Raw genomic sequence first — 25,867 nt, 5'->3', positions numbered from 1 at the left:
TGCTCTCGCGTGCGTCTGCTATTGGGTCGGGTAGAGTGGCAGGTGTCGCCGCCGACGTCGGTTTGTCAAGTCGGCGGCCCCGCGTGTGGCCCGCTTTCGAGCGTGCGGCCCGCGCCTCACTTCAGACCGCGCCCAGGACAGTCGACGGGCGCACCACGAGAGGGCACCCGTAAAACTTCATGACCGACAATGAGCAAGCTCTGATTCCCGTGACGAACCGCGCTCCGGTCCGCCCGGACAGCCCGACCTTCGCTGAGTTGGGCGTCCGCGCCGAGACCGTGGAGGCGCTGGCCAAGGCCGGCATCACGCACGCCTTCGCCATCCAGGAGTACGCGCTGCCGATCGCGCTGCGCGGCACCGACCTGATCGGCCAGGCCCCGACCGGCACCGGCAAGACCCTGGGCTTCGGCCTGCCGCTGCTGGAGCGGGTCCTCGCCCCGTCCGAGGGCGCCGACGGCCGCCCGCAGGCCCTGATCGTCGTCCCGACCCGCGAGCTCGGCCTGCAGGTCGCCCGGGACCTGGCCGCGGCCGGCAGCACGCGGGGCGTCCGGGTGCTGCCGATCTACGGCGGCGTCGCGTACGAGCCGCAGGTCGACACCCTGAAGAAGGGCGTCGAGATCCTCGTCGGCACGCCCGGCCGGCTGCTCGACCTGGCCAAGCAGAAGCAGCTCAAGCTGGGCGCGATCCGCGCGCTGGTGCTCGACGAGGCGGACCGGATGCTCGACCTGGGCTTCCTGGACGACGTCGAGAAGATCCTGGCGATGATCCCCGAGCAGCGGCAGACCATGCTGTTCTCGGCCACCATGCCGGACCCGATCGTGGCGCTGTCCCGGCGGTTCCTGCGCAACCCGGTCACCATCCACGCCGGCCACACCGCGGAGAGCGGCGCGTCACCGCTGACCAAGCAGGTGGTCTACCGCACCCACCCGCTGAACAAGCTGGAGATGGTGGCGCGCATCCTGCAGGCCCGCGAACGCGGCCTCACGATGATCTTCACCCGCACCAAGCGGGCTGCCGACCGGGTCGCCGAGGACCTCGACTTCCGTGGCTTCGCGGTCGCCGCCGTGCACGGCGACCTGGGCCAGGGGGCTCGCGAGCGGGCGCTGCGCGCGTTCCGCACCGGCAAGATCGACGTGCTGGTCGCCACCGACGTCGCGGCCCGCGGCCTGGACGTCTCCGGCGTCACCCACGTGCTCAACTACGACTGCCCGGAGGACCCGGAGACCTACACCCACCGGATCGGCCGCACCGGCCGGGCCGGCGCCACCGGCGTCGCGGTCACGTTCGTCGACTGGGAGGACATGCCGCGCTGGGTGCTGATCGACAAGTCGCTCGGCCTGGGCATGCCGGAGCCGCCCGAGACGTACCACACCAGTCCGGCGCTCTACGCCGACCTGGACATTCCGAACGACATCTCGGGCACCCTGCCGACCGCCGAACGTAACCGTGCCGGCCTGTCCGCCGAGATCGAGGAGGACCTCGGTGGCGGAGGCCGCCGGCGCGGCCGCAACGGCGGCCCCGGTGGGCGCGGCGGGCGGTCCCGCGGCGGGTCGGCGCCGGCCGACAGCGCCCCGTCCGGGGGACCCTCGGCCGAGGAAACGACCGAGCGGCCCAAGCGCGAGCGGCGCCGGCGCCGGGTGGTCGGCGACCAGGTCGCCGAGCCTTCCGGTACGCAGGCGGCCACCGCCGCGCCGGTGGAGGACGCCCCGCCGGCCGAGGGCGACGCCGCGCCCCGGACCCGGACCCGTCGCCGCCGCGCCACGACCACGGTGACCTTCGCCGATCCGGTCGACGGCGGCCCCGCGGAGTCGCAGACCCCGGCGGACGCGGACGCCAGCGACCCGGCCGACCCCGCGGCCGGCGACAGCGGCGAGAGCCGGCCCCGGCGGCGGCGCCGGCGCAGCACCCGGGGATCCGACGAGAGCACGCCGGCCGAGGCCATGACCGGTGGCTCGGAGGCCGGTGCCGGCACCGCCGAGGGCTGACAGTTCCGTGCATGGGGCCGCTCCGCGGTCCCATGCCGCTTCTCCCCGCTTCTTCCCCGCGCCGGGACCGCTGAGGTCCCGGCGTTTCTCGTGTCCAGCGGTGCCGCTGGTCCCGCGGTTGAGCGACGCGCCGGTCTCACGGTCCAACGGCGCCCTGGTCCCGCGGTCCAACGGCGCGCCGGTCCCGCGGTCCAACGGCGCCCTGGTCCCGCGGCCCGACGGCGCGCCGCTCTCACGTCCAGCGGTTGCCGAGCTCGACCAGCAGGTTCAGGCCGAGTTGGGCCGCCGCGGCCGCCTCGCTCAGGAAGGCGCCCCGCTCGGCGCGGCCCCACCCGACGGCGTCCAGCCGCTGCCGGTACCGCGTCCGGAGCAGCCGCGGGTCGACGCCCTCGAAGACGAAGAAGCGGTAACCCCGCCGGTCGAACCGGTACGCCTGGAACACCGCCGCGCCCAGCCACTGCCCGCCGTCGAGATCGCCGAGATAGCGGGTGCCGTGGTGGGCCACGAAACCGGTGTCCCGGTCGACCGCCACCGACCGGATCCGGGTGCAGTACGTCGTGGTCGACGGCAGCGCGACGATCCGCTCCGGCCAGCCCGCGCCGTACAGGAAAGTCAGGTCGGCCTCGATCGCCGGGAGCCGCAGCAGCTCCGGGAAGCAGAACCGGCCGGCCACCGGGTCGCCGGCCATCGCGGCGGTGGCCTGCTCCAGCGCCTCGTAGACGAACCAGTGCTGCGCGGCGAGCTCCGCGTACGCCGTCACCGGCAGGCGGCCGGCCACCAGCGCCTGGACGAAACGGCTGTGGCGCGCGGCGGCCTGGGCGTCGGCGAGGATCTTCGCGAGGTGCGCCGAGACGCGATCCGTGGCCGGCGGGTCGGCCTCCAGCGGGCCGGCCGGGTGCCACATCCGGGTCCTCCCCTCGCGTCGTCCGCCTGCCGATGGCCAACCTAGCGGTGAAACACACGTGTCCACAGCCCCGCGTCCCGGGTGACGGGCGCTGCGGTGCACAGCGGCCGGGGCCGGATTCCGGGGCGGGGCAGAATGGAGTGATGCCAGAACCGCTCGATCAAGCGCTCGCCGAGGTGCGCGAACTCCTGCTCGCCCCCGGCCTGACCCGTGCCGTCGCGGCCGGCCGGCGCCGCGGGCATGTGCCTTCGGTCACTCGCGCTCAAGTACGCCCCGTCGCCCTCAAGAGCGGACCCAAACTCCAGATCGTCACCGACGACGGCGCCCGCCCGTTCACCCGGAACGTCGCGCCCGGCGCCGAGGCGGCCGCCGCCATCGACGAGCTGCTGGCCGAGCCGTTCGGCAACTGGCACGTGGAGACCGAGTCGGCCACCGTCCAGGTGCGGATCACCAAGAAGGGTGACGCCCAGGTGCACCGGGCCGCGTCCGCCCCGGCGGCGCCGGCCGTGCAGGGCCACGACCGGGCCAAGCAGTGGCTGCTCGATCCGGGTGACCCGCTGTTCGAGGTGATCGGGGGCAACGCGGCCAAGCGGCGGCAGATCGACGCGTTCCTGCGGGCCCTCGCCGCCACGCTGCCCGACGAGCTGCCCACGCCGCTGCGCGTCGTCGACCTGGGCTGCGGAAACGCGTACCTCACCTTCGCCGCCTACCGCTATCTGACCGGCCGCGGCGCGACCGTCCAGGTCGTCGGGGTCGACGTCCGCGAGGACCAGAGGGTACGCAACGGCGCCGTGGCCGAGCGCCTCGGCTGCGCCGACGACGTGACCTTCGTCGCCGGCACGATCGAGGCGGCGCAGCTGCCGTTCGCGCCGGATCTCGTGCTCGCGCTGCACGCCTGCGACACCGCGACCGATCAGGCGCTGGCCCGGGCGGTGCGGTGGGAGGCCCGTTGGGTGCTCGCCGCGCCGTGCTGCCACCACGACATCGCCGCGCAGCTCAAGGGTGGCGCCGCGCCCTCGCCGTACGGAGAGTTCACCCGGCACGCGATCCTCCGGGAGCGCTTCGCGGACGTCCTCACCGACTCGCTGCGCGCCGCCCTGCTCCGGTTGCACGGCTACCGGGTCGACGTGGTCGAGTTCGTCGACTCCGCACACACCCCGCGCAACCTGCTGCTGCGGGCCCGCCGCACGGGCGCGCCCGCCACCGCCGAGCAGCGCGCGGAGTACGACGCGCTGACCGGCCAGTGGGGGGTGAAACCGGCGCTGGCGCTCATGCTCAGCTGATCCGCAACGTCCACGGCCCGGTGCGCACCGTATCGCGGACCCGGCTCAACACCGACCCGGTCCGCACCGCCCCGCGGACCCGGCTCAACACCGGCCCGGTCCGCACCGCCCCGCGGACCCGGCTCAACACCGGCCCGGTCCGCACCGCCCCGCGGACCCGGCTCAACACCGACCCGGTCCGCACCGCCCCGCGGACCCGACTCAACACCGACCCGGTGCGCACCGCCTCGCGGACCCGGCTCAACCTCAGCCGACCCGTAACGTCCACGCCCCGGTGTGCACCTGACCGCCGACCTGGAAGTCGAAGAACATCCGGTAGTCGCCGGGGCTGGGCGCGGTGATCCAGAACTTCACCTTGCCGGCGACGAGCTGCTGCTCCGGGTGGACGTGAACGTAGGCCAGGTCACCGGCGCGGACCACCACCAGGTGACCGTAGGCGCCGAGATAGGGCTCGACGGCCGCCGGCTTCCGGTCGGCGCCGGTCACGGTCATCAGCAGTGGCTGGACCGCCTGGGTGCCGGGCGTTCCTTCGTACGAGACGGTGAAACCGTCCGTGGTGACGGTCCGTGCCGGCGCGGGCAGTGGCCGCGGGGCGTAATCGCCGGCCACGGTCAGATCGCTGCCCAGGGTGGTGGTCACCTGCCGGCCGCCGACCAGCGCGGTGAAGTCGGCGATCATCCGGTAGACGCCGGGCTCGGCCAGGGTCAGGTCGATGCTCCAGGTGCCGTCGGCGGCCATCTCCGGGTGCAGGTGCTGGAAGCCGGTGAGGTCGCGTCGGATCACGATCAGGTGCAGCGGCCGGTCGTGCACGATCGCGTACGACGTGACCGGCGCGCCGCCCGGCCCGTCGATCGTGAAGCTGAGCCGTTGGCGCTTCCCGGCCTGGAAATCGGTGCCGGCGGGACGCAGGGTGAGCCCGTCGGAGCTCAGTGAGAGGCCGCCGACCGCAGCCCCGGCCGGCGTGGTCAGGCCGGCGCCGGTGGCCCCGTGGGTGTGCGGCATGTTCTCGTTGACCGCCGCGGGACCGGCGCTGGTCGTGGCGGCCGGAGTGGCCGAGGTGCCGGTGGAGGTGCCGTTGTTGAGGCGGCCGAGGCCGTAGCCCGCGAAGAGGACGACGATCAGCAGGGCGCCGATGGCGGCCAGCCGGAAGCCGGAGCCCTCCGGGGCGGGGTGCGCCTCGGCCTCCGGGCTTTCCATATCCGCACCGTCCGCCGGTAGTGCCCACTTGGACATGCGACGAGGCTTTCTCGGGCTGTTTTCGACCGGGTGGTCCACCCGTACCGTCTCTACCGGACCGGGGGTGGTGGCGGCTGTCGCTTCCGCGACTGTCGCCCCTTGTTGCGAAGATGCGGCTCCCCGCCCGCTGCCGGCCTCCCGCTCAGCCGCGGCCTCACGCTGCGCCGCCTGGTCGTCGACCGGCTCCCGCCTTGCCGCCGCACCCGGGCCGCCGGCAGCCTGCGGGATCGCCGCAGCCCCATCCTCCGCCGCCAGGTCGCCGGCAACCTCAAGTTTCGCCGGGCCCGGTCCACCGGCGGTCTTCCGCTCGGCCGCGCCCTCGGGCTCGGGATCCGTCTCGCCGCCGGTCCGCGGCTCGGCCGCTGCCTCGGCCGCGGTGTCCCGTGCGCCCGGCGCCGGCCCGTCCACCGCGGGGCCTGCGGACTTCGCGGCGGGGCGGTCAGGCATCCGCGAGCTCGTAGCCGGCCTCGTCGACCGCCGCGCGCACCGCGTCGTCGGCGAGCGGCTCCTCACTGGTCACCGTCACCCCGCCGGACCCGAGGTCGACCTGTACGTCAGCGACCCCCGGCAGCGCCGAGAGTTCCTCGGTCACCGCGTTGACGCAGTGTGAGCAGGTCATGCCCTTGACGGTGTAGGTGCTGGTCACAGCCATGATGAATCCTCTCTGGGAAGCCCTCTGCCGGCTCAGGACCGGATCAACCGGCCGATCGCGTCGGATGCCTCTTTGACCTTGGCGGACGGGTCTCCGGCACGGGCCGCGTCGACGACGCAGTGGGCCAGGTGATCCTCCAGCAGTCCGACCGCAACCGAATGGAGCGCGCTCTTCGCCGCGGAGATCTGGGTCAGGACGTCGATGCAGTACGTATCCTCGTCGACCATCCGCTGCAGGCCGCGGATCTGGCCCTCGATCCGGCGCAGGCGGCTGAGCAGCGCTGCCTTGTCACCGGAGTAACCGTGCGGTCCATGCTGCGGGGTCGGTTCTTCGGACATGCGTCCAGAATACCCCCCGGCGGTATACCTTCGCCGAAGCGCCCCGGGTTGACCGCCGGCGACCGCGTCACCGGGTTCCGCCCCTCTCCTTCGCCGCGTGGTGGGAAAGCGTTGGCCGGGTGGACCGGATGCCGTGGCACGATGCGCGTGAATACGGGAGTGGTAAAGGAGTGACGCTGTGGGAGACCGCGAACGGGACGGCTACGTCCTGACCGATGACGCGAGCCGGGTCGATGTCGATCGGGTGCATCAATGGCTGGACCGGGAGTCGTACTGGGCGGCCGGTCGATCGCACGACGTGGTCAGCCGCTCGATCGCGGGCTCGCTGCCGTACTCGGTGTTCTCCGGCGATCAGCAGGTCGCCTTCGCCCGGGTGGTCACCGACGGGGCCACCTTCGCCTGGATCTGCGATGTCTTCGTGGATGGGCAGCACCGGGGTCGCGGCCTGGGCGGATGGCTGATCGACAGCATCATCGAGGACCTGACCGGGCGGGGCGTCCTTCGCCTTCTGCTGGCCACCAAGGACGCTCACGAGGTGTACCGCCGATCCGGCTTCACCCCGCTGGAGGGAGCGCACCGCTTCATGGAGATCGACCACCGCCCCACCCGCGCCGCGATCCTGGGCCACCACTGACAGAGACGATGTTCATCAGCATTTCTCACCGGGCCTGATCCCACAGCTGGACCGGCTGCGGCGCCCCGGCTCCGTTCAGCCATCCATGCACACGTTCTCCCGGGCCTCGTCTTTCCTGCGGCCTCGTCTTTCCTGCGGCCTCGCCTTTGCTGCGGCCTCGCCAGCCGGCTACGGCAAGGGTCAGCCGGCTACGGCAAGGGTCAGCCCGTCAGCCGGCTGCCGCAAGGGCCAGTGGGAGGACCGACTCCGCGCCGGCCTGGCGCAGGACGCGGCCGGCCAGGGTCATCGTCCAGCCCGAGTCGACCAGGTCGTCGACGAGCAGGAGCGGGCCCGGGCGCGCGTCGATGCCCGCGGCGACCTCGGACGGCACGCCGAACGCGTCGTGCAGGGCCCGGACCCGCTGGGCGCTGTTGCCGCGGAACGTCTCGGCACCCGATCGCACCGAGCTCAACGCTCCGAGCAACGGCAGGCGCCCGACCGTCGCGATGTGCTCGGCCAGGCTGTGGACAAGTTGTGGATGACGGCGTGAGCCCACCGCCACGACCCCGACCGGACGCTGGTGCCAGGCGTCCTCGCCGCGCGCCCACGCCTTGAGCACCTCGACCACCGCGGCGGCCAGCTCGGCCGGGATCGGCACATCCGGCGACTCCGGCCCGACCACGCCGCGCAGCCGGGCACCCCAACCCAGGTCGGACAGCCGGCCGACGGCGCGTCCCGGCTGGATCTGCTCAGCCGGATCGATTTTGCCCCTCAGCGAGATGCCGACCGCCGCCATCCCGGTCGGCCACATCTTCTTCGGCGCGATCTCCACCCCGGGCCGGCCCAGGAACGCCTCCGCCGCGGCCAGCGAGCCGGACGACACCTCGGCGTCGAAGAGTGGACCGGCACAGTTGTCGCACCGCCCGCACGGGGCCGCCTCCGGATCGTCCAGACAACGGCGGAGGAACTCCATCCGGCAGGCGGGCGTCGTAGCGTAGTCGATCATGGTTTGCTGCTCGGCCTCCCGCGCCTCGGCGACGCGCCGCAACCGGGCGGTGTCGTAGGTCCACGGCTCGCCGGTGGCGAGCCAGCCCCCGCGGGTGCGGCGCACGGCGCCGTCCACGTCGAGAACCTTGAGCATCAGCTCCAGACGGTTACGACGCAGGTCGACCAGCGGCTCGAGGGCCTGGGTCGACATCGGCCGATCAGCGGACAGCTGGGTCAGCACCGACCGCACCTGCTCCTCGGGCGGGAAGGCCAGCGAGGCGAAGTACCGCCAGATCGCTGCATCCTCCGGCCCGGGCAGCAACACCACCTCGGCGTGCTCGACGGCCCGGCCGGCTCGGCCCACCTGCTGGTAATACGCGATCGGCGAGTTCGGAGCGCCCAGGTGCACGACGAACCCGAGATCCGGCTTGTCGAAGCCCATGCCCAGCGCCGACGTCGCCACCAACGCCTTGATCTTGTTGTCCAACAGGTCCTGCTCGGCGGCGCGGCGCTCGGCGTCCTCCACCTGGCCGGTGTAGGAGGCCACCGGGAAGCCTCGGGAGCGCAGGAAATCCGCGGTTTCGGTGGCCCCGGCGACGGTCAGCGTGTAGACGATGCCGGAGCCGGGCAGGCGTTCCAGGTGGTCGGCGAGCCAGGCCAGCCGGTGTGCCGGGTCGGGCAGGCGCAGCACCGCCAGGCGCAGCGAGTCCCGGTCCAGCGGACCACGCAGCACCAGGGCGTCGCCGAGCTGGTCGGCGACGTCGGCGGTGACCCGGGCGTTGGCGGTCGCGGTGGTGGCAAGGACCGGTGTCCGGGTGGGGAGCCCGGCGAGGAACGTCCGCAGGCGCCGGTAGTCCGGCCGGAAGTCATGGCCCCAGTCGGAGACGCAGTGCGCCTCGTCGACCACGAGCAGGCCGGTGCTGTGGGCCAGGCCGGGCAGCACGTTGTCGCGGAAGTCCGGGTTGTTCAGCCGCTCCGGGCTGATCAGCAGCACGTCCACCGAGCCGGCCCGGATCTCCTGCTCGATCTCGGACCACTCGTCCAGGTTGGCCGAGTTGATCGTGCGCGCCCGGATGCCGGCCCGCGCGGCCGCGTCCACCTGGTTGCGCATGAGGGCCAGCAGCGGGGACACGATCACCGTGGGCCCGGCCGACCCGTCCGCCCGCAGCAGGGCGGTGGCCACGAAGTAGACCGCTGACTTGCCCCACCCGGTGCGCTGGACGCAGAGCACCCGGCGGCGGTCCACGGTGAGTGCCTCGATGGCGCGCCACTGGTCCTCACGCAGTCGCGCGTGCTCACCGGCGAGGCGGCGCAGCACCTCCTCGGCACGCTCGCGCACGCTCGCCCGCTGCGCCGCACCGGCTGTCATTCGCGTCGTCTCGGTCACCCGGCATGTCTATCAGCCCGCACCGACAGAACCGGAGTTATCCACAGCCCGGCGTCCTCACCAGGCCGCACCGACAGACCCCGCGGTCGCCCACAGCGCGGCGTCCCTACCCGCCGCCACCGAGAGAACCCGCAGGCACCCACGGTTCAGCGTCCCTACCAGCCAGCACCGACAGAACCCGCAGCCATCCACAGTTCGGCGTCGTCCACAGGGCGCGCAGAAAGTCGAGCGGCCCGCAGCCGTCCTGCGCCAAGCTGCCGGAGCACCCGAAGTCGAGCGGCAGGAGGAAGCCATGCGGGCAGCGCCCCGACCAGGCCGGCGCCGGCGACTCCGGCCGGGCGACCGTGGCGCCGGAGCGCGGCCGCCACCAGGTGCCCGGCCGCGCGGCGGGCCGGTGGCCGCGGGCACCAGCCCGCCGGCAGCCGGCTTCGCCGCAAACCCCGACCCCGGCCAGCATCTGGATGGAAGTCTCAGGACATGAGCGAAACGATCGCCGAGAAGCTGTTGATCAAACCGAACTCCACCGTCTGGCTCAACCAGCCGGCCCACCTCCCGCTGCTCACGCCGATGCCCCAGGGCGTGCGGGAGTGCGGGTCGCTGGCCACCGCCGGCACCGCCGTGCTGTTCGCGGAGGATGCCGCGAGCGTCCGGCAGCAACTCGCCGAGCACCGGGCCGACCTGGACAAACCCGGGGCGTTCTGGATCGCCTATCCGAAGAGCGCCGAGGCGGGCGTCGGTCCGGACACGCTGGGGCCCATCGCGGCGGACTTCGGCATGCGTCCGGGCGAGCAGATCGCCATCGATGACCGCTGGTCCGGTTTACGTTTCCGGCCGGATCGGCCGCACGAGAACGGGTTCGCCGGGGAGAGCGAATGATCCGCCGAACAGGGGCGATCCACGGTGTTCGCCGCCTCCGGAGCCTCGGCCGGCGAATGCCCCGCCGGGCAGGAGCGGTCCCGTGAAGGCGCGGATGGCGGGGTCAGCGGCCCAGGACCGAGCCACCGTTGACGTTGATGACCTGCCCGGTGACGAATCCGCCGCCCGGGCCGACCAGCCAGCGCACCGCCTCGGCGATGTCCTCGGACTCCCCCGCCCGCTTGACCAGCGTGGCGGCGACCCTGGCGGCGTGCTCCTCGGGTGTCGTCCGGCCGGCGAAGAACTCACTGTCGATGACGTAACCGGGCGCGATCACGTTCGCCGTGATGCCCTCGGCGCCCAGGTTGGTGGCGAGGTCCAGGGCGTATCCGTGCAAGGCGGCCTTGGCCGCGGAGTACGGCCCGCCACCACCGCGCTGGGCCGCGATCGAACTGGTCAGGATGATCTTGCCACCCGGCCGGCGGAGCAGCGGCAGCAGCGCGGTGGTCATCAGTACCGCGGTCAGCAGGTTCGAGTCGAGGTTGGCCCGCCAGCGTGCGGCCACCCCGGCAAGGCTGCTCTCGTCCCCGGTGAGGTATGCGCCGGCGTTGTTGACCAGGACGTCCACCGCCCGGCCGGCGACCGCCTCGGCCACCTTCGGGACCTGCGCGGGATCGGCGGCGTCGGCGGTGACCGCGGAGGCCTGCGGGCCGATCCACTTCACCGCGTCGGCCAGCACCTCGGCGCGACGGCCCACGATGATCACGTCGTAGCCCTCGCCCGCGAGCATCCCGGCTGTCGCTCTGCCGATCCCCGTGCCACCACCGGTGACCACTGCCAGTCTTGTCATGATTTCGACCCTATCGACGCGGCCTCGGGGAGGAATTCAAAGCGCCAGGGAGAACCCGCCGGTCCGTTGCCTGGCCGGCCAGCCGGCCGGGCGGCCCGCTGGAGACGGCGTCATCTGCCTGCGGACAGCGCCGCCATGGCGCGACGACGCGCGCTTGCGCTTACGGACCGTCTGCTCCGGCGCCCGGCGCCGCTCCGCCGAGGCAGCACTCACCGAGTCGTCCTTCATCGGGGCGGGCACGTTCACGCCGCCCAGCACCTCCACCCGGCACGGGTGCCCGTTCATGGCGAAGGTGAGCGGCAGCGGGTTGCGGTCGCGGTAGCCGCCGCGCAGAGTGAGCACCCGGCCCCGGCCCTCGCCGTGCACCACGACGTTCCTGCCCCGTTGGGAGACGGCCTTCGGGGAGCCGGCGAGCCGCTGACTGCCCGGGAAGGCGAATTCGACACGCCAGCCCCCCGGGCCGGCGGTGGTTCGCACGGTCAGTCGAGCCTGAAAGGACCCACCCGAATCGCGCTGCACCTGGTACCTGACCGAGCAGCGGATCCGCTGCATGGCGCCGCCGGGCGCGGGTCCGGCGACGGAGGCGCTCGATCGGTCGGCGTCCGCGGCCTCCCGCCGGCCCGACCAGCTCAGCGCGCTGCCGGCGAGCATCACCACGGTGGCCACGGCGGCCACCACGGACAACCGGTTCCGGACGCCGACCGGGCGGCGCCGCATCCAGGCCCGGATCGCCCGGGCCCGGCGCAACCGGGCGCCGACGAAGAGACCACCGCCCAGCGGCCGCACACTCCCCATCCGCAGCGCGACGCCGATCCGCAGGCCGGCGCGGAGACGCAGGTGGAGCACCCGGGTAGGGCCGGGGCGCCGGCGCCCGTCCGCGGAGTCCGGAGCGGGCACCACCGCGCGTGCGGCCGGCACCGACGGCTGCTCCCCCGGACGCAACGGCGGGATGATCGGGCGTACGCCCACGGTGGCCGCGAGCGCACGCGCCAGCTCGGCGGAGGGCGGCCGGTCCGCCGGATCCTTGGCCAGGCAGCGCAGGCACAGGTCGGCCACCGTGACCGGCATCCCGGGCAGGTCGGGGACCGGGGCGGGGGCGGCGTACAGGTGCGCGCGCAGGGCTTCCGCGGTGTTCTCGGCCGGCCAGGGCATCCGGCCGGTCAGTGCCCGGTAGAGCAGCAGGCCGAGGGCGTACACGTCGGTGGCCGGGGAGACCGGGGCGCCACCGAGGCGTTCCGGGGCCAGGTACGCGGGGGTGCCCAGCAGGCTGCCGTCCGGGCCGGCGTCGCGCTGACCGACGACCGCCGAGATACCGAAGTCGACCACCTTCGCGCCGGCCCCGGTGAGCATCACGTTGGCCGGGGTCACGTCACGGTGCACGACACCACGGGCGTGGGCGGTGGCCAGCGCGGAGGCGACCTCGGAGCAGACCATCACGGCCTCACGCCAGTCCAGGGAGCCCTGCCGGCCGAGCCGGGCGCCGACCGACTCCCCGTCGTTGAGCTCCATCACCACGTACGGAACGGTCAGGTGCTCGGAGAGCAGGGCCTCGCCGAAGTCGTAGACGCCGGTGATGTGCGGGTGACAGAGCCGGGCGGCAGCCAGGGCCTCCTGGCGGAGACGGTCACGGAACGTGCGATCCTCGGCCAGCGCGGGCGCGAGCACCTTGACCGCGACCTCGCGACCCAGGGTCTCGTCATAACCGCGCCAGACCACCGACATGCCGCCGGTACCGAGCTTCTCGACGAGGCGGTACCGCCCGGCGATACGAAGCGATCTGTCCTGACCGTTTCGCTCCGTACGCACCATGCGCCGATTCTCGCCCGACCGGCTCATCCTCCGGTGCCGCACACCAAAACCCGCCCGGATTCGCTGCCCGGACCGCCCAAAGACGCCCATAGTGCGGCGCCCCACCTGGAGAGGTTGTGCGTGACCCAGCGGCACCACACCCGCCGGGGGCACCCATCAGCCGGGCAGGAGCTGGTCGACCGGAGCGTAGTCGTCGGTGAGGACCTTGGCGTCGGCGACGTAGCTGGTCAGCTCGGGACCGGTGAGCAGCTTGACCGGCTCCTCCACCCGAGTGAGGCGGGCACCGAGCGCGGCCAGCGGCAACGGGCTGCGGGACGCCACGATCACGAAGTTGGAGCCCACCTTGCCGGCCAGGGCGTCTTCCGGGGCGATCAGGGCGACATGCGGGAAGGCGGCGGCGACGGTGGCCAGCTCGGCACGGATGAAGCGGTCGGGCGGATAGTCGATCACGTTCTGGACGTAGACACCGTCCGGGCGCAGGGTGCGCGAGATGTCCGCGGCCATCTCCCGGGTGGCCAGGTGCCAGGGCACCACCTGGTGGCCGAAGGCGTCGCCGACCACCAGGTCGTAAGCGGCGGACGGACGCCCGGCCACGCCGACCCGGGCGTCGCCCACCCGAACCCTCAGGTCGGCGCCGGTGACCAGACCGAGCCGGCGTTCGTCCAGCTCGACGAGGCCGCCGTCGAGTTCGAGGACCAGCTGGTCGCTGCCGGGCCGGGTGGCTCGCAGGTAGTTGGGCACGGTGAAGCCCCCGCCGCCGATGTGCAGGGCGTCGATCGCGGTGCCCGCCGGGCGCAGGACGTCGGCGACCGCGGCGATCCACTGGACGTATGCGAACGCCAGGTGGCGGGGATCGTCGAGATCGACGTAGGAATGCGGCGCCGAGTTGAGCATCAGGGTCCGCCCGCCGGGATGGTCACGGTCGGCCTCCACCCGGGCGCAGTGGTAGGCCGTCTCCACGTCGCAGGGCGTCGGCGCGATGGCGCCCAGACCGGCGCCGAGCAGGCCGATCGTGGCCAGCATGGCGCGGAAACGGGGCGAGCCGGGCAGGTCGGGGTGGGTCTCGTCGCGGCGCAGCCACCCGCCGAGCAGCAGGCCGGCCAGCGCCAGCAGCCCCGCGAGGCTGAGGATGATCACGCTGCTCGGCATCGCGGCGACGAACACGAAGCCGGTGCCCAGGGTGGCCGTGATCGCGCCCAGGGTGCCGATGCTGGACAGTCGGCCCACCACGGTTCCGGCCTCACGCAGATTGCTGAGCTGCAACTTCACCACCATCGGTGGGATCGCGGAGAGGACGAAGGCGGGCAGGAAGACGGCCAGCGCGGCGAGCAGCAGCACGGCCGGCGCGGCGCCGCCGCGCAGCAGCTCGCCACCCCAGCGGACCAACGGCAGGGTGACGGCGGTGCCGATGGCGCCGAGAATCAGCGCCGGGGCGAGCAGCACGCGCGGGTCGAACCGGTCGGCGAGGCGACCGCCCAGCCAGGCACCGTAGGCGATCGCGGCCAGCGAGATACCGATGACCGAGCTGCTGACCTGCAGGGTGACGCCGACATAGGGGCCGACCAGTCGCAGAGCGACGATCTCCAGGACCAGGACGGCGCCGCTGGCGCCGAAGGCGAGAGCGCTGGCGAGGGCCGTCGGCAGGGCGCGGGGCGGCGCGGTCTCCATCGCCGGGATGCTATCCGGCGCCGGCGGCGTCCGCTTCCATCGCCACGCTGTACCACCGGTGACAACGACACCGACCCGGACGGAAGCTCCCGGCGACAGCGACAGGCACACCAGCCGGGGCGATCCGCGAGGCGGACAGGACCACCGGACGAACGGCACGCGAGGCAGACAGCACCACCGGACGAACGGCACGCCAGGCGGACAGCAACCACCGATCGCGCGGTGCGTGAGGCGGACAACACCACCAACCCGACGGTGCGCGAGACGGACCGCACACCAACGGGCGCCAGCCGCACACCGCTACCAGACAGGCTCCGCTGCCAGGCGAGCTTCGCCGCCAAGAGCACCCCGGCACCGGACACATCCCGTCACCCGCGAACCGCGATGAAGCCGAGGGCCCACGGAAGCCCGAATGCCCGTCCCGGATCGGGGACGGGCATCCGAGAACGGCTCAGGGCCGAAACGGCTCAGGACCGAAACGGCTCAGGACCGAAACAGCTCAGGACCGAAACAGCTCAGGACCGAAACAGCTCAGGACCGAAACAGCTCAGGACCGAAACAGCTCAGGACCGAAACAGCTCAGGACCGAAACAGCTCAGGACCGAAACAGCTCAGGACCGAAACAGCTCAGGACCGAAACAGCTCAGGACCGAAACGGCTCAGGACCGGAACGACTCAGAGCATGGAGAGGTGAACGTGGTTGGTATGAACCACGGACGGGCCGCCGCTGGCGCTGTAGCTGCGCCAGCCGGTGCTGGGCATCCAGATCTGGCGGTACCAGATCACGTACATCACGCCGAGCCGGTCGGCGTTCTTCACCAGGTAGGCGGCCAGACTGTCGCCGTAGGACTTGTCGCTGCCGGTGGCTGTCGCGTCCTTGAAGGTGCTGGCGTTCGCGGAGAAGTCGCAGGCCCGCCCCTTCGGGTGCTCACCGGACGACCGCTGGCTCCAGCACACCGTGTAGTGCTTGTACCCGTCCGCCCGCGCCTCCTCGTAGGCGTGCAGCGTCCGGGGTGTGATGCACCCGGACGACGTCGGGTCGTCGACGGTGCACGACTCCTTCGGCCACGACCCGTCGGAGTTCCGCGGGGCCGGCTTCGCGGCTGCCGAGGAGGCGTTGACGAAGCCACCGGCGGACCCGCCGCCCACCTCGGCGAGCGCGAGCTCGGCCTGCTTCTTCTTGCGCGCCATCACCGAGACCTGCTTCTTCTGCTCGGCGATCTCGGCGTTCAGCGCGGCCTGCGCCCGCCTGGTCGTCTCGATGTCGGCGCGGTAGTCGGCGAGGGTGCTGCTGTCCACCTGGGCGAGCATGTCCAGGCCCTGCACCCGCTCCACGAAGCTGTCCGGCGACGCGCTGTTGAGCAGCAGCATCACGGTGCTGATCCGGCCCATCTGGTACGACCGGTTCGCCACCTGCCCGACCCGCTCGGTGAGCGCGGCGGCCCGTCCCTGCGCCGCCTTGAGCGTGGCGGTCAGCTGGGTCTGCCGTTTCTTGGAGGCGGCCAGTTTCGTCTTCGCCTGGTCGTACCCCTTGGCGGCGGCCTCCAGGTTGGCGCGCAGCTTCTTGGTTCCGCCCTCCGGGTCGGCGAACGCCGGGGACCCGGGCACGACGAGAACGACCGTGACCGCGGCCGCGAGAAGGGCGAGCAGGGCGGTGCACCGGCGCGGGGAGATGGCCGCCACGGAAAACCTCCAAGTCGGGAGCGCGGGTACTTTACCGTGCCCGACCTGGAAAGAGGGAGATCGATCAGGTCGCCGAGTATCCACCGTCGACGAAGAGTGTCTGACCGGTTACCGCCTGACTCGCCGCGCTCGCCAGGAAGACCGCACAACCGGCGAAATCCGCGGGCAGCCCGTTACGCCCGATCATGGTGCGGGCGGCGTGCGCCGCCACTTTCGTGGGATCGGCGAAGACCGGTTCGGTCAGCGGGGTGTGCACCACTCCGGGCGCGATGGCGTTGCAGCAGACCCCGTGCGGCGACCAGGCTTCCGCCTGCGAGCGGGTCAGCCCGACCAGGCCGGCTTTGGCCGCGCCGTAGGCGCCGCTGTTGCCGTAGGCCCGGAACGCCTGCTGCGACACGATGTTGATGATCCGGCCCCAGCCGCGCCGCGCCATCGCCGGCCCGAACGCCTGCCCGAGCAGAAACGGTGAGGTGAGATTGGCCGACAGGGTGAGATCCCAGACGTCCTCGGTGAGCTCGTCCAGCGGCGGGCGCAGGTTCACGGCGGCGGAGTTGACGAGGATGTCCGGTTCGCCGTACCGGGAAATGATCTCGGTGAGCGCGGTCCGCACCGCGGCACGGTCGGCGAGGTCCGCGGTGACCGCGCCGGCTTCGACGCCGGATCGCCGCAGCTCGGCGACCACCTGGGCGATCGGTTCCGGACGCCGGGCGACGACCGTCACCCGCGCACCGGCACGACCCAGCGCGAGGGCGATCTCGCGGCCGATCCCGGAGCTGCCGCCGGTGACCACCGCGCTGCGACCGGTCAACCCGAAAAGGTCATCCAGGTACGACGTCATACCGGGCACGGTAGATCGCCCACTGTCCGGACCGGATCACACTGTGAGATCCGCCACGCGCGTCGGCTCACTCCCCGATCGGGGGAGGGCCGTCCGGGAACAGGGTGCCGTGCACGGTCTGCCAGATCTCCTCGTTGGCCGCCACGAGCAGGCCCCGGCGGGTGTTGACCGGCCGGTAGTCCGTGCCGTCGAGGTGCCGGGAGACACCGCCGGCCTCGCGGATGATCAGCGAGCCGGGCGCGTGGTCCCACGGCAGGATCCGCCAGAACATCGCGAACTGCTGCAGGTCGGTGGCGATGGCCGGGTACTCGAACCCGGCGCAGTGCCGCCCGGCGGTGTATCCGCCCAGTTCCCCGGCGTGCACGTCGACCTGGGCGCGGAAGTCGTCCGGGAGGTACTTGCGGGAGATCACGCCCTGCAGGTCAGCGGCGGCCGGCACGTCCGCGCGGGCCTTGACCCGCACCCCGTCCCGGTACGCCCCGGCGCCCGCCTCGGCGACCGTCAACCGGTCCTCGATCACGTCGAGGATCCAGCCTGCCACCGTCACCCCGTCCCGGACCAGGGCGGTCATCACGCAGAACGGCGTCCGCCCGGCGGCGAAGTTGTTGGTGCCGTCGACCGGGTCGACGATCCACACGGCGCCACCCGCGCCGATCCGGTCGCGGACGCCCGGGTCGGCCGCGACGGCCTCCTCGCCGACCACCACGGAGCCGGGCAGCAGCGCGGTCAGTCCCCGGGTCAGCGCCCGCTCGGACTCCTGGTCGGCGATGGTGACCATGTCACCGGGCGACTTCTGGTGCACCTCGTCGGCGCGGAGCCGCTGGAAGCGGGGCAGCACGACGGTCTGGGCCACCTCACGGATGAGCGCGGAAACCTGATCAAGCACGCGGCGGCAACTTCACGACGCTGACGAAGAACTCGTCGATCTGCCGGATCACCGCGATGAACCGCTCGAAGTCCACCGGTTTGGTGACGTACGCGTTCGCGTGCAACTGGTAGCTGCGCAGGATGTCCTCGTCGGCGGACGAGGTGGTGAGCACGACCACCGGGATCCGGCCCAGCTCGTCGTCCTTCTTGATCTCGGCGAGCACCTCCCGGCCGTCCCGGCGGGGCAGGTTCAGGTCGAGCAGGATCAGATCGGGGCGCACCGCGTCCGCGTACTGTCCCTCGCGGCGCAGGTACGCCAGCGCCTCCGCACCGTCCGACACCACGTTCAGCCGGTTGCGGACCTTGTGCTCCTCGAAGGCCTCCTGGGTCATCAGGACGTCGCCGGGATCGTCCTCGACCAGCAGCACCTCTATCGGGGTGCCACCCCCGCGCTCCACGCTCACGCGCCCACCACCTCTCGGCTCTCCTGCTCTTCGCCCGGCTCGTCGGCGCCGATCAGCACGGGGAGCGTGAACCAGATCGACGCGCCGGGGGTGACGTCGACGTCCAGCCAGATCCGCCCGCCATGGTATTCGACGATCTTCTTGACGATCGCCAGTCCGATGCCGGTGCCCTCGTACGCGTCCCGGGCGTGCAGGCGCTGGAAGATCACGAACACCTTGTCGGCGAACTCGGCCTCGATCCCGATGCCGTTGTCGCGCACGTTGATCCGCCACTCCTTGCCGTCCCGCTCCGCGGTGATCCGGATCGTGGGCGGCACGTCCGGCCGGCGGAACTTCAGCGAGTTGCCGATCAGATTCACGAACAGCGTGGTGAGCAGCGGCTCCTCACCCTCCACAGTGGGCAGTCGCGACCAGGTGATCTCGGCGTCCGCGCCGGCCCGCGCCTCCAGCTGCGATTTCACGTCGTCCAGCACCCGGTTCAGGTCGACGTCGGTGAAACCGCTGGTGAGCCGGCCGATCCGGGAGAACGCCAGCAGATCGTTGATCAGTCGCTGCATCCGCTGGGCGCCGTCGACGGCGAACCCGATGTACTGGTCGGCGCGCTCGTCCAGCTGGCCGGCGTAGCGGCGCTGCAACAGCTGGCAGAAGCTGGCCACCTTGCGCAGCGGCTCCTGCAGGTCGTGCGAGGCGACGTAGGCGAACTGCTCCAGGTCGCGGTTGGACCGGGTGAGCTCCTCGGCCTGGGTCTGCAGCTGCTGGTTGACCCATTCGATCTGCTGGCGCGCGCCGCGTACCTCGGACAGCTCGCTGGCGATCTGCTGACGCATCGCGTCCACGTCCCCGGCCAGCCGGACCAGCTCCGGCGCGCCCACCGGGCTTTCGATGTGCCGCTCGTAGTCGCCGGCCGCGACCCGGCGCACCTGGTCGGCCAGTTCCACGATCGGGCGGCTGACCAGCCGGTCCAGCAGGAGCAGCAGGAGCGCGCCGGCCAGCACGATGATCGCGGCGGCGGCGATCTCGATGGCCACCATGGTCTGGCTGGACTCCTTGGCCGCGTCCGCGCTCCTGGTCCGCAACGCCTGGATGTGCCCCTGCATCCGGTCGATCGCGCCGCGGACCTGGTCGAAGCTGCTCGTCCCGCCCGCCTCGACGCGCACCTGAGCGGCCTCCACGCCGCTGGTGCGCACCGTGTCGACGACCGGATCGGCCACCGCCCGGTGCCAGTCGTCGATCCGCGCCTTCACCTGGTCCAGCCCGGCCCGGATCTCCCGGTCGCCAGGGCGCAGGAAGCTCTCGATCCGGGCGATCTGGGTGTTCTGGTCCTGCAACCCGCGGAGGTACGGCTGCAGGTTGACGTCCCGGCCGGTGATCGCGAAGCCGCGGACACCGGTCTCCTGGTCGACCACCGCGGTGCTCAGGCTCTCGCCGGCCGCGCGCATCGGGGCCACCCGGTTCAGCACGTCGTCGAGCTGGCGGTTGTGCTCGGCGGCGGTGATCGCGGCGAAGACGCCGAGGGCGCCCAGGATGACGCCGACCGCCACGCACAGCGCGACGATCCGGCCGCGCAGGGTCCAGGTGCGTACGCCGAGCGCGCTCACCGCCCACCACCCCGCGAGATCAGCAGCATCGCCACGTCGTCGCTGAGCGGGCCGCCGTTGTCCTGGTCGGCGCGCCCGACCAGCCAGGCCGGCAGCCGGGTCAGCGGCACCTGCCGCGCGGCCGGCTCGTCCAGCAGCTTGCACAGGCCGTCCACGTCCAGGCGCTCGTCGCCGGCGCCGGCACGACCCTCGATCAGACCGTCGGTGTACATCAGCAGGGACCAGTCATCGCCGGTGAACTCCAGCTCGGTAGCGGGTGTGGGGGTAGGACGTACCCCGAGCACGATCCCGGTACGCGCGTGTACCGGCGCGGCCCGGCCACCGGCGAGCACCACGGGCGGCGGGTGACCGGCCAGGCGTACCGTGGCACGGTTGCCGGGCAGGTCGATCACCGCCGAGGCGACCGTGGCGAACACCTCCCGGGCCCGCCGCTCGGAGATCAGCACCTGTTCCAGCGACGCGAGCACCTGCTCCTCCGGCACCCCGGCGAGGACCAGCGCCCGCCAGGCGACCCGCAGCTCCACGCCGAGCGCGGCCTCGTCGACGCCGTGCCCGCAGACGTCGCCGACGATCACGTGCAGCTTGTCCTCGCCGATCTGCACCACGTCGAAGAAGTCCCCGCCGAGCAGGCCGGCTGCCCGCCCGGACCGGTAGAACGTCTCGACCAGCACCTCGCTGGTCTGCATCAGCGGCTGCGGCAGCAGGCCCCGCTCCAGGCGGGCCGACTCCTCCTGGCGCAGCTCCACCTCGCGCAGCCGCCGGGCGTTCTCGTCGGCTCGCTTGCGCTCGACCGCGTAGCGCAGGGCCCGGACCAGCCAGACCCCGTCGACCTGACCCTTGACCAGGTAGTCCTGTGCGCCCTCGGCGACCGCCTGGACGCCCAGGTGCTCGTCGGAGCGCCCGGTGAGCACGCAGACCGCCGCACCGCCGGCCACGGCCAGCAGCTTGCGAAGCCCGTCGATGCCCTCGGCATCCGGCAGGCCGAGGTCGAGCAACACGCATTCGGCGCCGGCGATCAGGTCGCGCGCCTCGCGGAGGCTGGTCGCGACGGTGAGCTCGAACGGCGCCCCGGCCTCGGTGAGCAGCTCACGGACCAGGAAGGCGTCGCCCTCGTCGTCCTCCACCAGGAGGATGCGCAGGCGCTCCAGCTGGTCCACCACGTACGCGCGGGGTGCGAGCGAACGCTCCGTCATCTAAGAATCCCCACTCGACGCATATGTGACCCGGAAATCGTGTACCACCGGACGCGGTGACACAACACTGGTCACCACCTCGTGACCTGCCCTCATGCCGCACCGTGGGGAGCGCTGCCGTCGCCGGCGGCGGCGACCCGCCGCGCATGATCGGCGATCACCTGCCCGAGGATCCCGTGCAGGCGCCCACAGTCGCGGCAGTGCAGGTTCTCGTCGAGGTGGCGACCGCCACAGTCCACGCACCGGCCCCGGTCCTCCGGATCGCGATAGGACGCCAGAGCTCGGCACATCGCCCGGATCACATGGTCGCCCAGCGGGAAGATCTCGTCGCCGAGCGCGGTGCGCAGGCCGAGCAGCGCCACCGGCGGGGCGTCCGGATGCGGGTCGTAGGGCGCCACCGCGTCGATGAACTCCGCGATGACGGCGGCCGGGTCGAACGAGGTAGTCACCCGGACCACGCTATTGCACCGGACAATCGATCCACCGGGTACCCGGATGTCATCCTCCGCGCTTGAATGTCACCCATGCGTGACGCCGCTCTCCTCCGGCCGGCCCGGCGCGGCCTCGCCGCGCTCGCCGTCCTCGCGGTGCTCGCCCTCGCGGGCCTCGCCGCGGTGCGCTCGATCCTGCCGCCCGCGGCGGCCCCCGCCTCGGCACCGGCCGGTCAGTTCAGCGCCGAGCGCGCCTTCGCGGAGGTACGCACGATCGCCGCCACCCCGCACCCGGCCGGCAGCGCCGCCAACGACCGGGTCCGCGAGCACCTGCTGGCCCACCTGCGGGGCCTGGGCCTGAGCCCGCAGGTGCAGGACACCGTCTCGGCCCAGGGCGGTGAGCTCTCCGCCAGCGCCGGGGGCACCGGTCTGGCCCGGGTGCGCAACGTGGTCACGCTGCTGCCGGGCGCCGCCTCCACCGGGCGGATCTTCCTGGTCGCGCACTACGACTCGGCGCAGACCGGCCCGGGCGGCAACGACGACGCGGCCGGCGTCGCCACCATCCTGGAGACGGCCCGCGCCCTGACCAGCGGCGCGAGGCTGCGCAACGACGTGGTGCTGGTGCTCACCGACGCCGAGGAGGCCTGCCTGTGCGGCGCCGAGGCGTTCGTCCGGCAGCATCCGCTGGCCCGCGACGGCGGCGTGGCGCTCAACCTGGAGGCGCGGGGCAGCTCCGGCCCGGCGATCATGTTCGAGACGTCGGCGCGGAACGCGGAGCTCGTCGAGGCGTATGCCCGGGCGCCGTACCCGGTCGGCACCTCGTTCGCCGTGGAGATCTACCGCCGGCTGCCGAACGACACCGACTTCACCGCGTTCCGCCGGGCCGGTTTCCGCGGGCTGAACTCGGCGTACATCGACGGCGCGGCGGTCTACCACGCGCCCACCGACCGGCCTTCCGCGATGGACCGCGACAGCCTGCAGCACCACGGGGCGAACGCCCTGGCGGTCACCCGTGAGCTGGGCGGACGGGATCTGACGACGCTGCGCGGCGGGGCGGACGCCACCTACTTCCCGGTCCCCGGCGGCGGCCTGGTGCACTACCCGGGCGCGCTGGTCTGGCCGCTGGCCGTGCTGGCGCTGGCCGCGGTGGCGGCGCTGGCCTGGCTGGCGCGGCGGCGCGGCCGGCTGACCGGACGGCGGCTGGCCCTGGCCGGCGCGCTGACGCCGGTCCCGCTCGTGGTCGCGCCGGCCCTGGCGCAGGCGCTGTGGGCGGCGCTCACGCTGATCCGGCCGGAGTACGGCGCGCTGCCGATCGACCCGTACCGCCCGGGCCTCTACCGGGTGGCGGTGATCGCCCTGGCGGTGGCCGTGGTGCTGGGCTGGTTCGCCGTCCTGCGCCGGCGGGTCGGTGCGGCCGCGCTGGCGGTCGCCGGTCTGGGCTGGCTGGCGGGGCTCGGCGCGGTGCTGGCCGCCGTCACCCCGGGCGGCGCCTACCTGGCCACGCTGCCCGCCCTGGCCGGCGCCCTGGCCGGCCTGGCCGCCCTGGCCGTACGAGGCTGGGCCGCCACCGCCGCGATCACCGTCGGCGGCCTGGTCGCGGTGGTGATCCTGCTGCCCACCGTGCTCATGCTGTTCCCGGCGCTGGGCATGGCGCTGGGCGCCGCGGGGGCGTTCCTGACCGTGCTGCTCGTGCTGGCGCTGCTCCCGGTGGTCGACCTGATCCACCCGCCGGGCGAGCCGGTGCGGGGCCTGGCCGCGCTGCGCGCCCGCCGCCGGGGCGCGCTACCCACCCTGGCCGCCTCGCTGGCCGTGCTGGTCTGCGCCGCCGCCGGCCTGGTCGTGGACCGCTTCGACGCCGAGCACCCGGCGCTCACCCAGCTGATGTACGCCCTGGACGCGGACACCGGGACGGCCCGATGGCTCAGCGACGAGGCGCGCACCCAGACGTGGACCGCGCAGTACGTCTCCGGGGACCGCAAGCCGGTGACCGCCACCCTGCCGGCGTTCGGGGACGAGAGGTTGCGCGGCGGACCGGCCCGGCCGGCCACCCTCGCGGCCCCGGATCTCACCCTGGAGGCGGACACCCTCTCGGGTGACGGGCGGGTTCTCACGCTGCGCCTGAAGCCGCGGCGGGCGGTCCGGTTCACCACCCTGCACGTGGCTGCGGCGACCGAGGTGACCGCCGCGACGGTGGGTGGCCGGACGGTGCCATCGCGGCGCCCGGCCGGGGGCGGCTGGGGTTTCGGTTTCGTCTTCCACGCCCCGCCCGCCGAGGGGGTGGTGGTCACGCTCGCCGTCCGCGGCGCCGGGCCGGTGCGGCTGCGGGCGATGGACGCCAGCGACAACGTCAGCGAGATGCCGGGTTTCCGGGCCCGCCCGGCCGGTGTCGGCGTTCTGGGCTCGCACAGCAGCGAGATGGTCGCCGTGGCGAAGACCTACGAGTACTGACCGGCCGAGGCCCCGACCGTCACCGGCCCCGGCCGCGGCGCCCGGCCGGGGCGTCGAAGCGGAAGTGCACGAACAGCCGGCCCCAGTTGTCGCCGTCCTTCTCGACCCGGTGGTACAGCTGCTTGATCTCCTTCTGGTCGAGGAACCGGATCACCTTCTTCTTCAGGGCTCCGCTGCCCTTCCCCGGGATGATCTCGACGAGCGTCGCCTTCTTCTGGATCGCCTCGTCGATGATTCCCCGCAGGGCCCGGTCGATCTCGTGCCCCTTGTTGAAGATGTCGTGCAGGTCCAGCTTCAGTTTCATGAGCGCACCCTATTCCGGGGCGGACTTGCCGAGCCAGGTCTCGACGCGGCGCAGGGCGTCCTGGTAATCGGGCTGGCGCTTCATCGCGGCGGCCAGGCGCAGGTGTGGCAGCGCCTCACGGAACCGGCCGGCCCGCTCCAGGGTCCGGCCGAGCACATGGTGCGCGTAGTGGTCCGAAGGATCATGCTCGATCAGCGCCCTGAGCTGCGTTTCCGCACCGTTCAGCTGCGCCGAGTTGAAGTACGCCCGGGCGAGCAGCTGCCGGACCGCGCTGTTGTGCGGCTCCGCCTCGACGATCGGTTCGAGCAGCTTGGCGGCGCCCCGCGGGTCGCCGGACTCGAAGAAGAAATTGGCCCTGCGGTACTCCTCGAGAAGATTCACGTGCAGCTCCCCACCCTCGCGCCGCCGACAACGACCAACGCTTGCACAACATCGAGCGGACGGCGAGTGTTCCGTGGCGGACGGTCAGCGCCGGCGGGGCCGGGCCGGCGACGCGCGAAGCGGCGGCCGCCCATCCGCCGCCGACCGGACCGGCGGCGGCCGGCCCGGCGACGCGCGGAGCGGCGGCAGCCAGCCGCGATTGCCTCAACACCGGTCACCGTCATGCCGAAGACCATGACGGCGCACCGTGTCGGTCAGCTGTGCGGCTGACCCGGCCTCGCGGGCCGTCACGGTCACAGCCGCTACACAGGAAACGAAAAGCCGGCGCAGAGCGTCGCCCACCACAGTAGGGGGCATGACGATGGCGAACGCAGACTCCGGCAGCGACCTCCGGCGACCCGACGGGACCCCGGTTCGCGTGCTCGTGGTGGACGACGAGCCGACGCTGGCCGAGCTGCTCTCGATGGCCCTGCGCTACGAGGGCTGGGAGGTCCGGAGCGCCGGCGACGGGCTGACCGCGGTGCGTACCGCGCGGGACTTCCGTCCGGACGCCGTCGTGCTGGACATGATGCTCCCGGACATCGACGGCCTGGAGGTGCTGCGCCGGCTGCGCGGCGAGTCGCCCGAGGTGCCGGTGCTGTTCCTGACCGCGAAGGACTCCGTCGAGGACCGGATCACCGGGCTCACCGCGGGCGGCGACGACTACGTCACCAAGCCGTTCAGCCTGGAGGAGGTGGTGGCCCGGCTGCGTGGGCTGATGCGCCGGACGGGGCACGCTCCGATGCGTACCGCATCGCAGCTCGTGGTCGGCGATCTGACCCTGGACGAGGACTCGCACGAGGTGCGCCGCGGCGGTGACCTGATCACCCTGACCGCGACCGAGTTCGAGCTGCTGCGCTACCTGATGCGCAACCCGCGCCGGGTGCTGAGCAAGCCGCAGATCCTGGACCGGGTCTGGAACTACGACTTCGGCGGCCAGGCCAACGTCGTCGAGCTGTACATCTCGTACCTGCGCAAGAAGATCGACGCCGGCCGGGCGCCGATGATCCACACCATGCGCGGCGCCGGATACGTCCTCAAGCCGGCCGACTGA

The 25,867-nt window shown here is 72.7% G+C and carries 23 protein-coding genes; 6 read left to right on the top strand and 17 right to left on the bottom strand.

Annotated features, from left to right (window positions below):
- The first annotated feature begins 179 nt into the window (after positions 1-179).
- A complete protein-coding gene (locus tag ACTEI_RS02640) occupies positions 180-1,985 on the top strand; it encodes a DEAD/DEAH box helicase (protein WP_122976177.1) in 1,806 nt (601 codons plus the stop codon).
- Positions 1,986-2,217: 232 nt separating this feature from the next.
- Here the strand turns inward: ACTEI_RS02640 and ACTEI_RS02635 are convergent, their stop codons facing one another.
- Positions 2,218-2,889 (bottom strand): biliverdin-producing heme oxygenase, encoded by a 672-nt coding sequence (locus ACTEI_RS02635; protein WP_122976176.1) that lies wholly within the window; start codon positions 2,887-2,889, stop codon positions 2,218-2,220.
- 143 nt (positions 2,890-3,032) lie between these two features.
- On the opposite strand from ACTEI_RS02635, the gene ACTEI_RS02630 reads away from it, so the two are divergent.
- Positions 3,033-4,172 (top strand): class I SAM-dependent methyltransferase, encoded by a 1,140-nt coding sequence (locus ACTEI_RS02630; RefSeq protein WP_122976175.1) that lies wholly within the window; start codon positions 3,033-3,035, stop codon positions 4,170-4,172.
- A 246-nt stretch (positions 4,173-4,418) separates the two neighbouring features.
- Here ACTEI_RS02630 and ACTEI_RS02620 read toward each other — a convergent pair whose 3' ends face one another.
- The 3 genes from ACTEI_RS02620 to ACTEI_RS02610 form a co-directional block, all read right to left on the bottom strand.
- Positions 4,419-5,369, bottom strand: coding sequence for a hypothetical protein (locus tag ACTEI_RS02620; protein ID WP_239082272.1), 951 nt, complete (start codon positions 5,367-5,369; stop codon positions 4,419-4,421).
- A 478-nt stretch (positions 5,370-5,847) separates the two neighbouring features.
- Positions 5,848-6,060, bottom strand: a complete 213-nt coding sequence (locus tag ACTEI_RS02615) for a heavy-metal-associated domain-containing protein (protein WP_122976173.1) — start codon at positions 6,058-6,060, stop codon at positions 5,848-5,850.
- Between the two features lie 32 nt (positions 6,061-6,092).
- A complete protein-coding gene (locus ACTEI_RS02610) occupies positions 6,093-6,398 on the bottom strand; it encodes a metal-sensitive transcriptional regulator (RefSeq protein WP_122976172.1) in 306 nt (101 codons plus the stop codon).
- A 178-nt stretch (positions 6,399-6,576) separates the two neighbouring features.
- Between ACTEI_RS02610 and ACTEI_RS02605 the strand changes: the two genes are divergently transcribed.
- Positions 6,577-7,032: a GNAT family N-acetyltransferase gene (locus tag ACTEI_RS02605; protein WP_122976171.1), complete on the top strand. Its 456-nt coding sequence runs from the start codon at positions 6,577-6,579 to the stop codon at positions 7,030-7,032.
- 208 nt (positions 7,033-7,240) lie between these two features.
- On the opposite strand, the gene ACTEI_RS02600 is transcribed toward ACTEI_RS02605, so the two are convergent.
- Positions 7,241-9,367, bottom strand: coding sequence for a RecQ family ATP-dependent DNA helicase (locus ACTEI_RS02600; protein WP_122976170.1), 2,127 nt, complete (start codon positions 9,365-9,367; stop codon positions 7,241-7,243).
- Between the two features lie 495 nt (positions 9,368-9,862).
- Between ACTEI_RS02600 and ACTEI_RS02595 the strand changes: the two genes are divergently transcribed.
- A complete protein-coding gene (locus tag ACTEI_RS02595; RefSeq protein ID WP_122976169.1) occupies positions 9,863-10,261 on the top strand; it encodes a hypothetical protein in 399 nt (132 codons plus the stop codon).
- A 103-nt stretch (positions 10,262-10,364) separates the two neighbouring features.
- Here the strand turns inward: ACTEI_RS02595 and ACTEI_RS02590 are convergent, their stop codons facing one another.
- From ACTEI_RS02590 to ACTEI_RS02545, 10 genes are all read right to left on the bottom strand, one after another.
- Positions 10,365-11,090 (bottom strand): SDR family NAD(P)-dependent oxidoreductase, encoded by a 726-nt coding sequence (locus ACTEI_RS02590; protein WP_122976168.1) that lies wholly within the window; start codon positions 11,088-11,090, stop codon positions 10,365-10,367.
- A gap of 36 nt (positions 11,091-11,126) precedes the next feature.
- Positions 11,127-12,899 (bottom strand): serine/threonine-protein kinase, encoded by a 1,773-nt coding sequence (locus tag ACTEI_RS02585; protein ID WP_122976167.1) that lies wholly within the window; start codon positions 12,897-12,899, stop codon positions 11,127-11,129.
- 156 nt (positions 12,900-13,055) lie between these two features.
- Positions 13,056-14,567: a fused MFS/spermidine synthase gene (locus ACTEI_RS02580; protein ID WP_122976166.1), complete on the bottom strand. Its 1,512-nt coding sequence runs from the start codon at positions 14,565-14,567 to the stop codon at positions 13,056-13,058.
- Positions 14,568-15,242: 675 nt separating this feature from the next.
- Positions 15,243-16,250 (bottom strand): coiled-coil domain-containing protein, encoded by a 1,008-nt coding sequence (locus ACTEI_RS02575; RefSeq protein WP_122976165.1) that lies wholly within the window; start codon positions 16,248-16,250, stop codon positions 15,243-15,245.
- Positions 16,251-16,314: 64 nt separating this feature from the next.
- Positions 16,315-17,088, bottom strand: a complete 774-nt coding sequence (locus ACTEI_RS02570) for an SDR family NAD(P)-dependent oxidoreductase (protein WP_122976164.1) — start codon at positions 17,086-17,088, stop codon at positions 16,315-16,317.
- Between the two features lie 67 nt (positions 17,089-17,155).
- On the bottom strand, positions 17,156-17,974 hold the full coding sequence (locus tag ACTEI_RS02565) for an inositol monophosphatase family protein (protein WP_122976163.1): 819 nt from the start codon (positions 17,972-17,974) through the stop codon (positions 17,156-17,158).
- A complete protein-coding gene (locus ACTEI_RS02560; RefSeq protein ID WP_239082271.1) occupies positions 17,967-18,347 on the bottom strand; it encodes a response regulator in 381 nt (126 codons plus the stop codon). Before ACTEI_RS02560 ends, ACTEI_RS02565 begins: the two co-directional genes overlap by 8 nt.
- 68 nt (positions 18,348-18,415) lie before the next feature.
- Positions 18,416-20,017, bottom strand: coding sequence for a sensor histidine kinase (locus ACTEI_RS02555; protein ID WP_122976161.1), 1,602 nt, complete (start codon positions 20,015-20,017; stop codon positions 18,416-18,418).
- A complete protein-coding gene (locus ACTEI_RS02550) occupies positions 20,014-21,210 on the bottom strand; it encodes a PP2C family protein-serine/threonine phosphatase (protein ID WP_122976160.1) in 1,197 nt (398 codons plus the stop codon). The genes ACTEI_RS02555 and ACTEI_RS02550 overlap by 4 nt, the downstream gene beginning before the upstream one ends.
- A 92-nt stretch (positions 21,211-21,302) precedes the next feature.
- Positions 21,303-21,659 carry a hypothetical protein gene (locus ACTEI_RS02545; RefSeq protein ID WP_122981881.1) on the bottom strand — a complete coding sequence of 119 codons (357 nt, stop codon included), beginning with the start codon at positions 21,657-21,659 and terminating at the stop codon, positions 21,303-21,305.
- A gap of 75 nt (positions 21,660-21,734) precedes the next feature.
- Between ACTEI_RS02545 and ACTEI_RS02540 the strand changes: the two genes are divergently transcribed.
- Positions 21,735-24,089 carry a M28 family peptidase gene (locus ACTEI_RS02540; RefSeq protein WP_122976159.1) on the top strand — a complete coding sequence of 785 codons (2,355 nt, stop codon included), beginning with the start codon at positions 21,735-21,737 and terminating at the stop codon, positions 24,087-24,089.
- A gap of 19 nt (positions 24,090-24,108) precedes the next feature.
- On the opposite strand, the gene ACTEI_RS02535 is transcribed toward ACTEI_RS02540, so the two are convergent.
- Together ACTEI_RS02535 and ACTEI_RS02530 are read right to left on the bottom strand one after the other, a co-directional pair.
- Entirely contained in the window at positions 24,109-24,393 is a 285-nt protein-coding gene (locus ACTEI_RS02535) for a Smr/MutS family protein (protein WP_122976158.1), read from the bottom strand.
- Between the two features lie 9 nt (positions 24,394-24,402).
- Positions 24,403-24,774 carry a tetratricopeptide repeat protein gene (locus tag ACTEI_RS02530; protein ID WP_122976157.1) on the bottom strand — a complete coding sequence of 124 codons (372 nt, stop codon included), beginning with the start codon at positions 24,772-24,774 and terminating at the stop codon, positions 24,403-24,405.
- A gap of 355 nt (positions 24,775-25,129) precedes the next feature.
- On the opposite strand from ACTEI_RS02530, the gene ACTEI_RS02525 reads away from it, so the two are divergent.
- Positions 25,130-25,867 (top strand): response regulator transcription factor, encoded by a 738-nt coding sequence (locus tag ACTEI_RS02525; protein WP_122976156.1) that lies wholly within the window; start codon positions 25,130-25,132, stop codon positions 25,865-25,867.

Source organism: Actinoplanes teichomyceticus ATCC 31121 (assembly GCF_003711105.1).
GTDB lineage: Bacteria > Actinomycetota > Actinomycetes > Mycobacteriales > Micromonosporaceae > Actinoplanes > Actinoplanes teichomyceticus.
This window is presented reverse-complemented; position numbering and strand designations above follow the sequence as displayed.

Excerpts from the sequence above, each read along its gene's own strand:
- ACTEI_RS02585 (WP_122976167.1), bottom strand. The coding sequence starts at position 12,899 with ATGGTGCGTACGGAGCGAAACGGTCAGGACAGATCGCTTCGTATCGCC.
- ACTEI_RS02595 (WP_122976169.1), top strand. The coding sequence starts at position 9,863 with ATGAGCGAAACGATCGCCGAGAAGCTGTTGATCAAACCGAACTCCACC.
- ACTEI_RS02570 (WP_122976164.1), bottom strand. The coding sequence starts at position 17,088 with ATGACGTCGTACCTGGATGACCTTTTCGGGTTGACCGGTCGCAGCGCG.
- ACTEI_RS02615 (WP_122976173.1), bottom strand. The coding sequence starts at position 6,060 with ATGGCTGTGACCAGCACCTACACCGTCAAGGGCATGACCTGCTCACAC.
- ACTEI_RS02590 (WP_122976168.1), bottom strand. The coding sequence starts at position 11,090 with ATGACAAGACTGGCAGTGGTCACCGGTGGTGGCACGGGGATCGGCAGA.
- ACTEI_RS02525 (WP_122976156.1), top strand. The coding sequence starts at position 25,130 with ATGACGATGGCGAACGCAGACTCCGGCAGCGACCTCCGGCGACCCGAC.
- ACTEI_RS02640 (WP_122976177.1), top strand. The coding sequence starts at position 180 with ATGACCGACAATGAGCAAGCTCTGATTCCCGTGACGAACCGCGCTCCG.
- ACTEI_RS02535 (WP_122976158.1), bottom strand. The coding sequence starts at position 24,393 with ATGAAACTGAAGCTGGACCTGCACGACATCTTCAACAAGGGGCACGAG.
- ACTEI_RS02580 (WP_122976166.1), bottom strand. The coding sequence starts at position 14,567 with ATGGAGACCGCGCCGCCCCGCGCCCTGCCGACGGCCCTCGCCAGCGCT.
- ACTEI_RS02630 (WP_122976175.1), top strand. The coding sequence starts at position 3,033 with ATGCCAGAACCGCTCGATCAAGCGCTCGCCGAGGTGCGCGAACTCCTG.
- ACTEI_RS02635 (WP_122976176.1), bottom strand. The coding sequence starts at position 2,889 with ATGTGGCACCCGGCCGGCCCGCTGGAGGCCGACCCGCCGGCCACGGAT.
- ACTEI_RS02560 (WP_239082271.1), bottom strand. The coding sequence starts at position 18,347 with ATGACCCAGGAGGCCTTCGAGGAGCACAAGGTCCGCAACCGGCTGAAC.
- ACTEI_RS02620 (WP_239082272.1), bottom strand. The coding sequence starts at position 5,369 with ATGGAAAGCCCGGAGGCCGAGGCGCACCCCGCCCCGGAGGGCTCCGGC.
- ACTEI_RS02600 (WP_122976170.1), bottom strand. The coding sequence starts at position 9,367 with ATGACAGCCGGTGCGGCGCAGCGGGCGAGCGTGCGCGAGCGTGCCGAG.
- ACTEI_RS02540 (WP_122976159.1), top strand. The coding sequence starts at position 21,735 with ATGCGTGACGCCGCTCTCCTCCGGCCGGCCCGGCGCGGCCTCGCCGCG.
- ACTEI_RS02610 (WP_122976172.1), bottom strand. The coding sequence starts at position 6,398 with ATGTCCGAAGAACCGACCCCGCAGCATGGACCGCACGGTTACTCCGGT.
- ACTEI_RS02550 (WP_122976160.1), bottom strand. The coding sequence starts at position 21,210 with ATGACGGAGCGTTCGCTCGCACCCCGCGCGTACGTGGTGGACCAGCTG.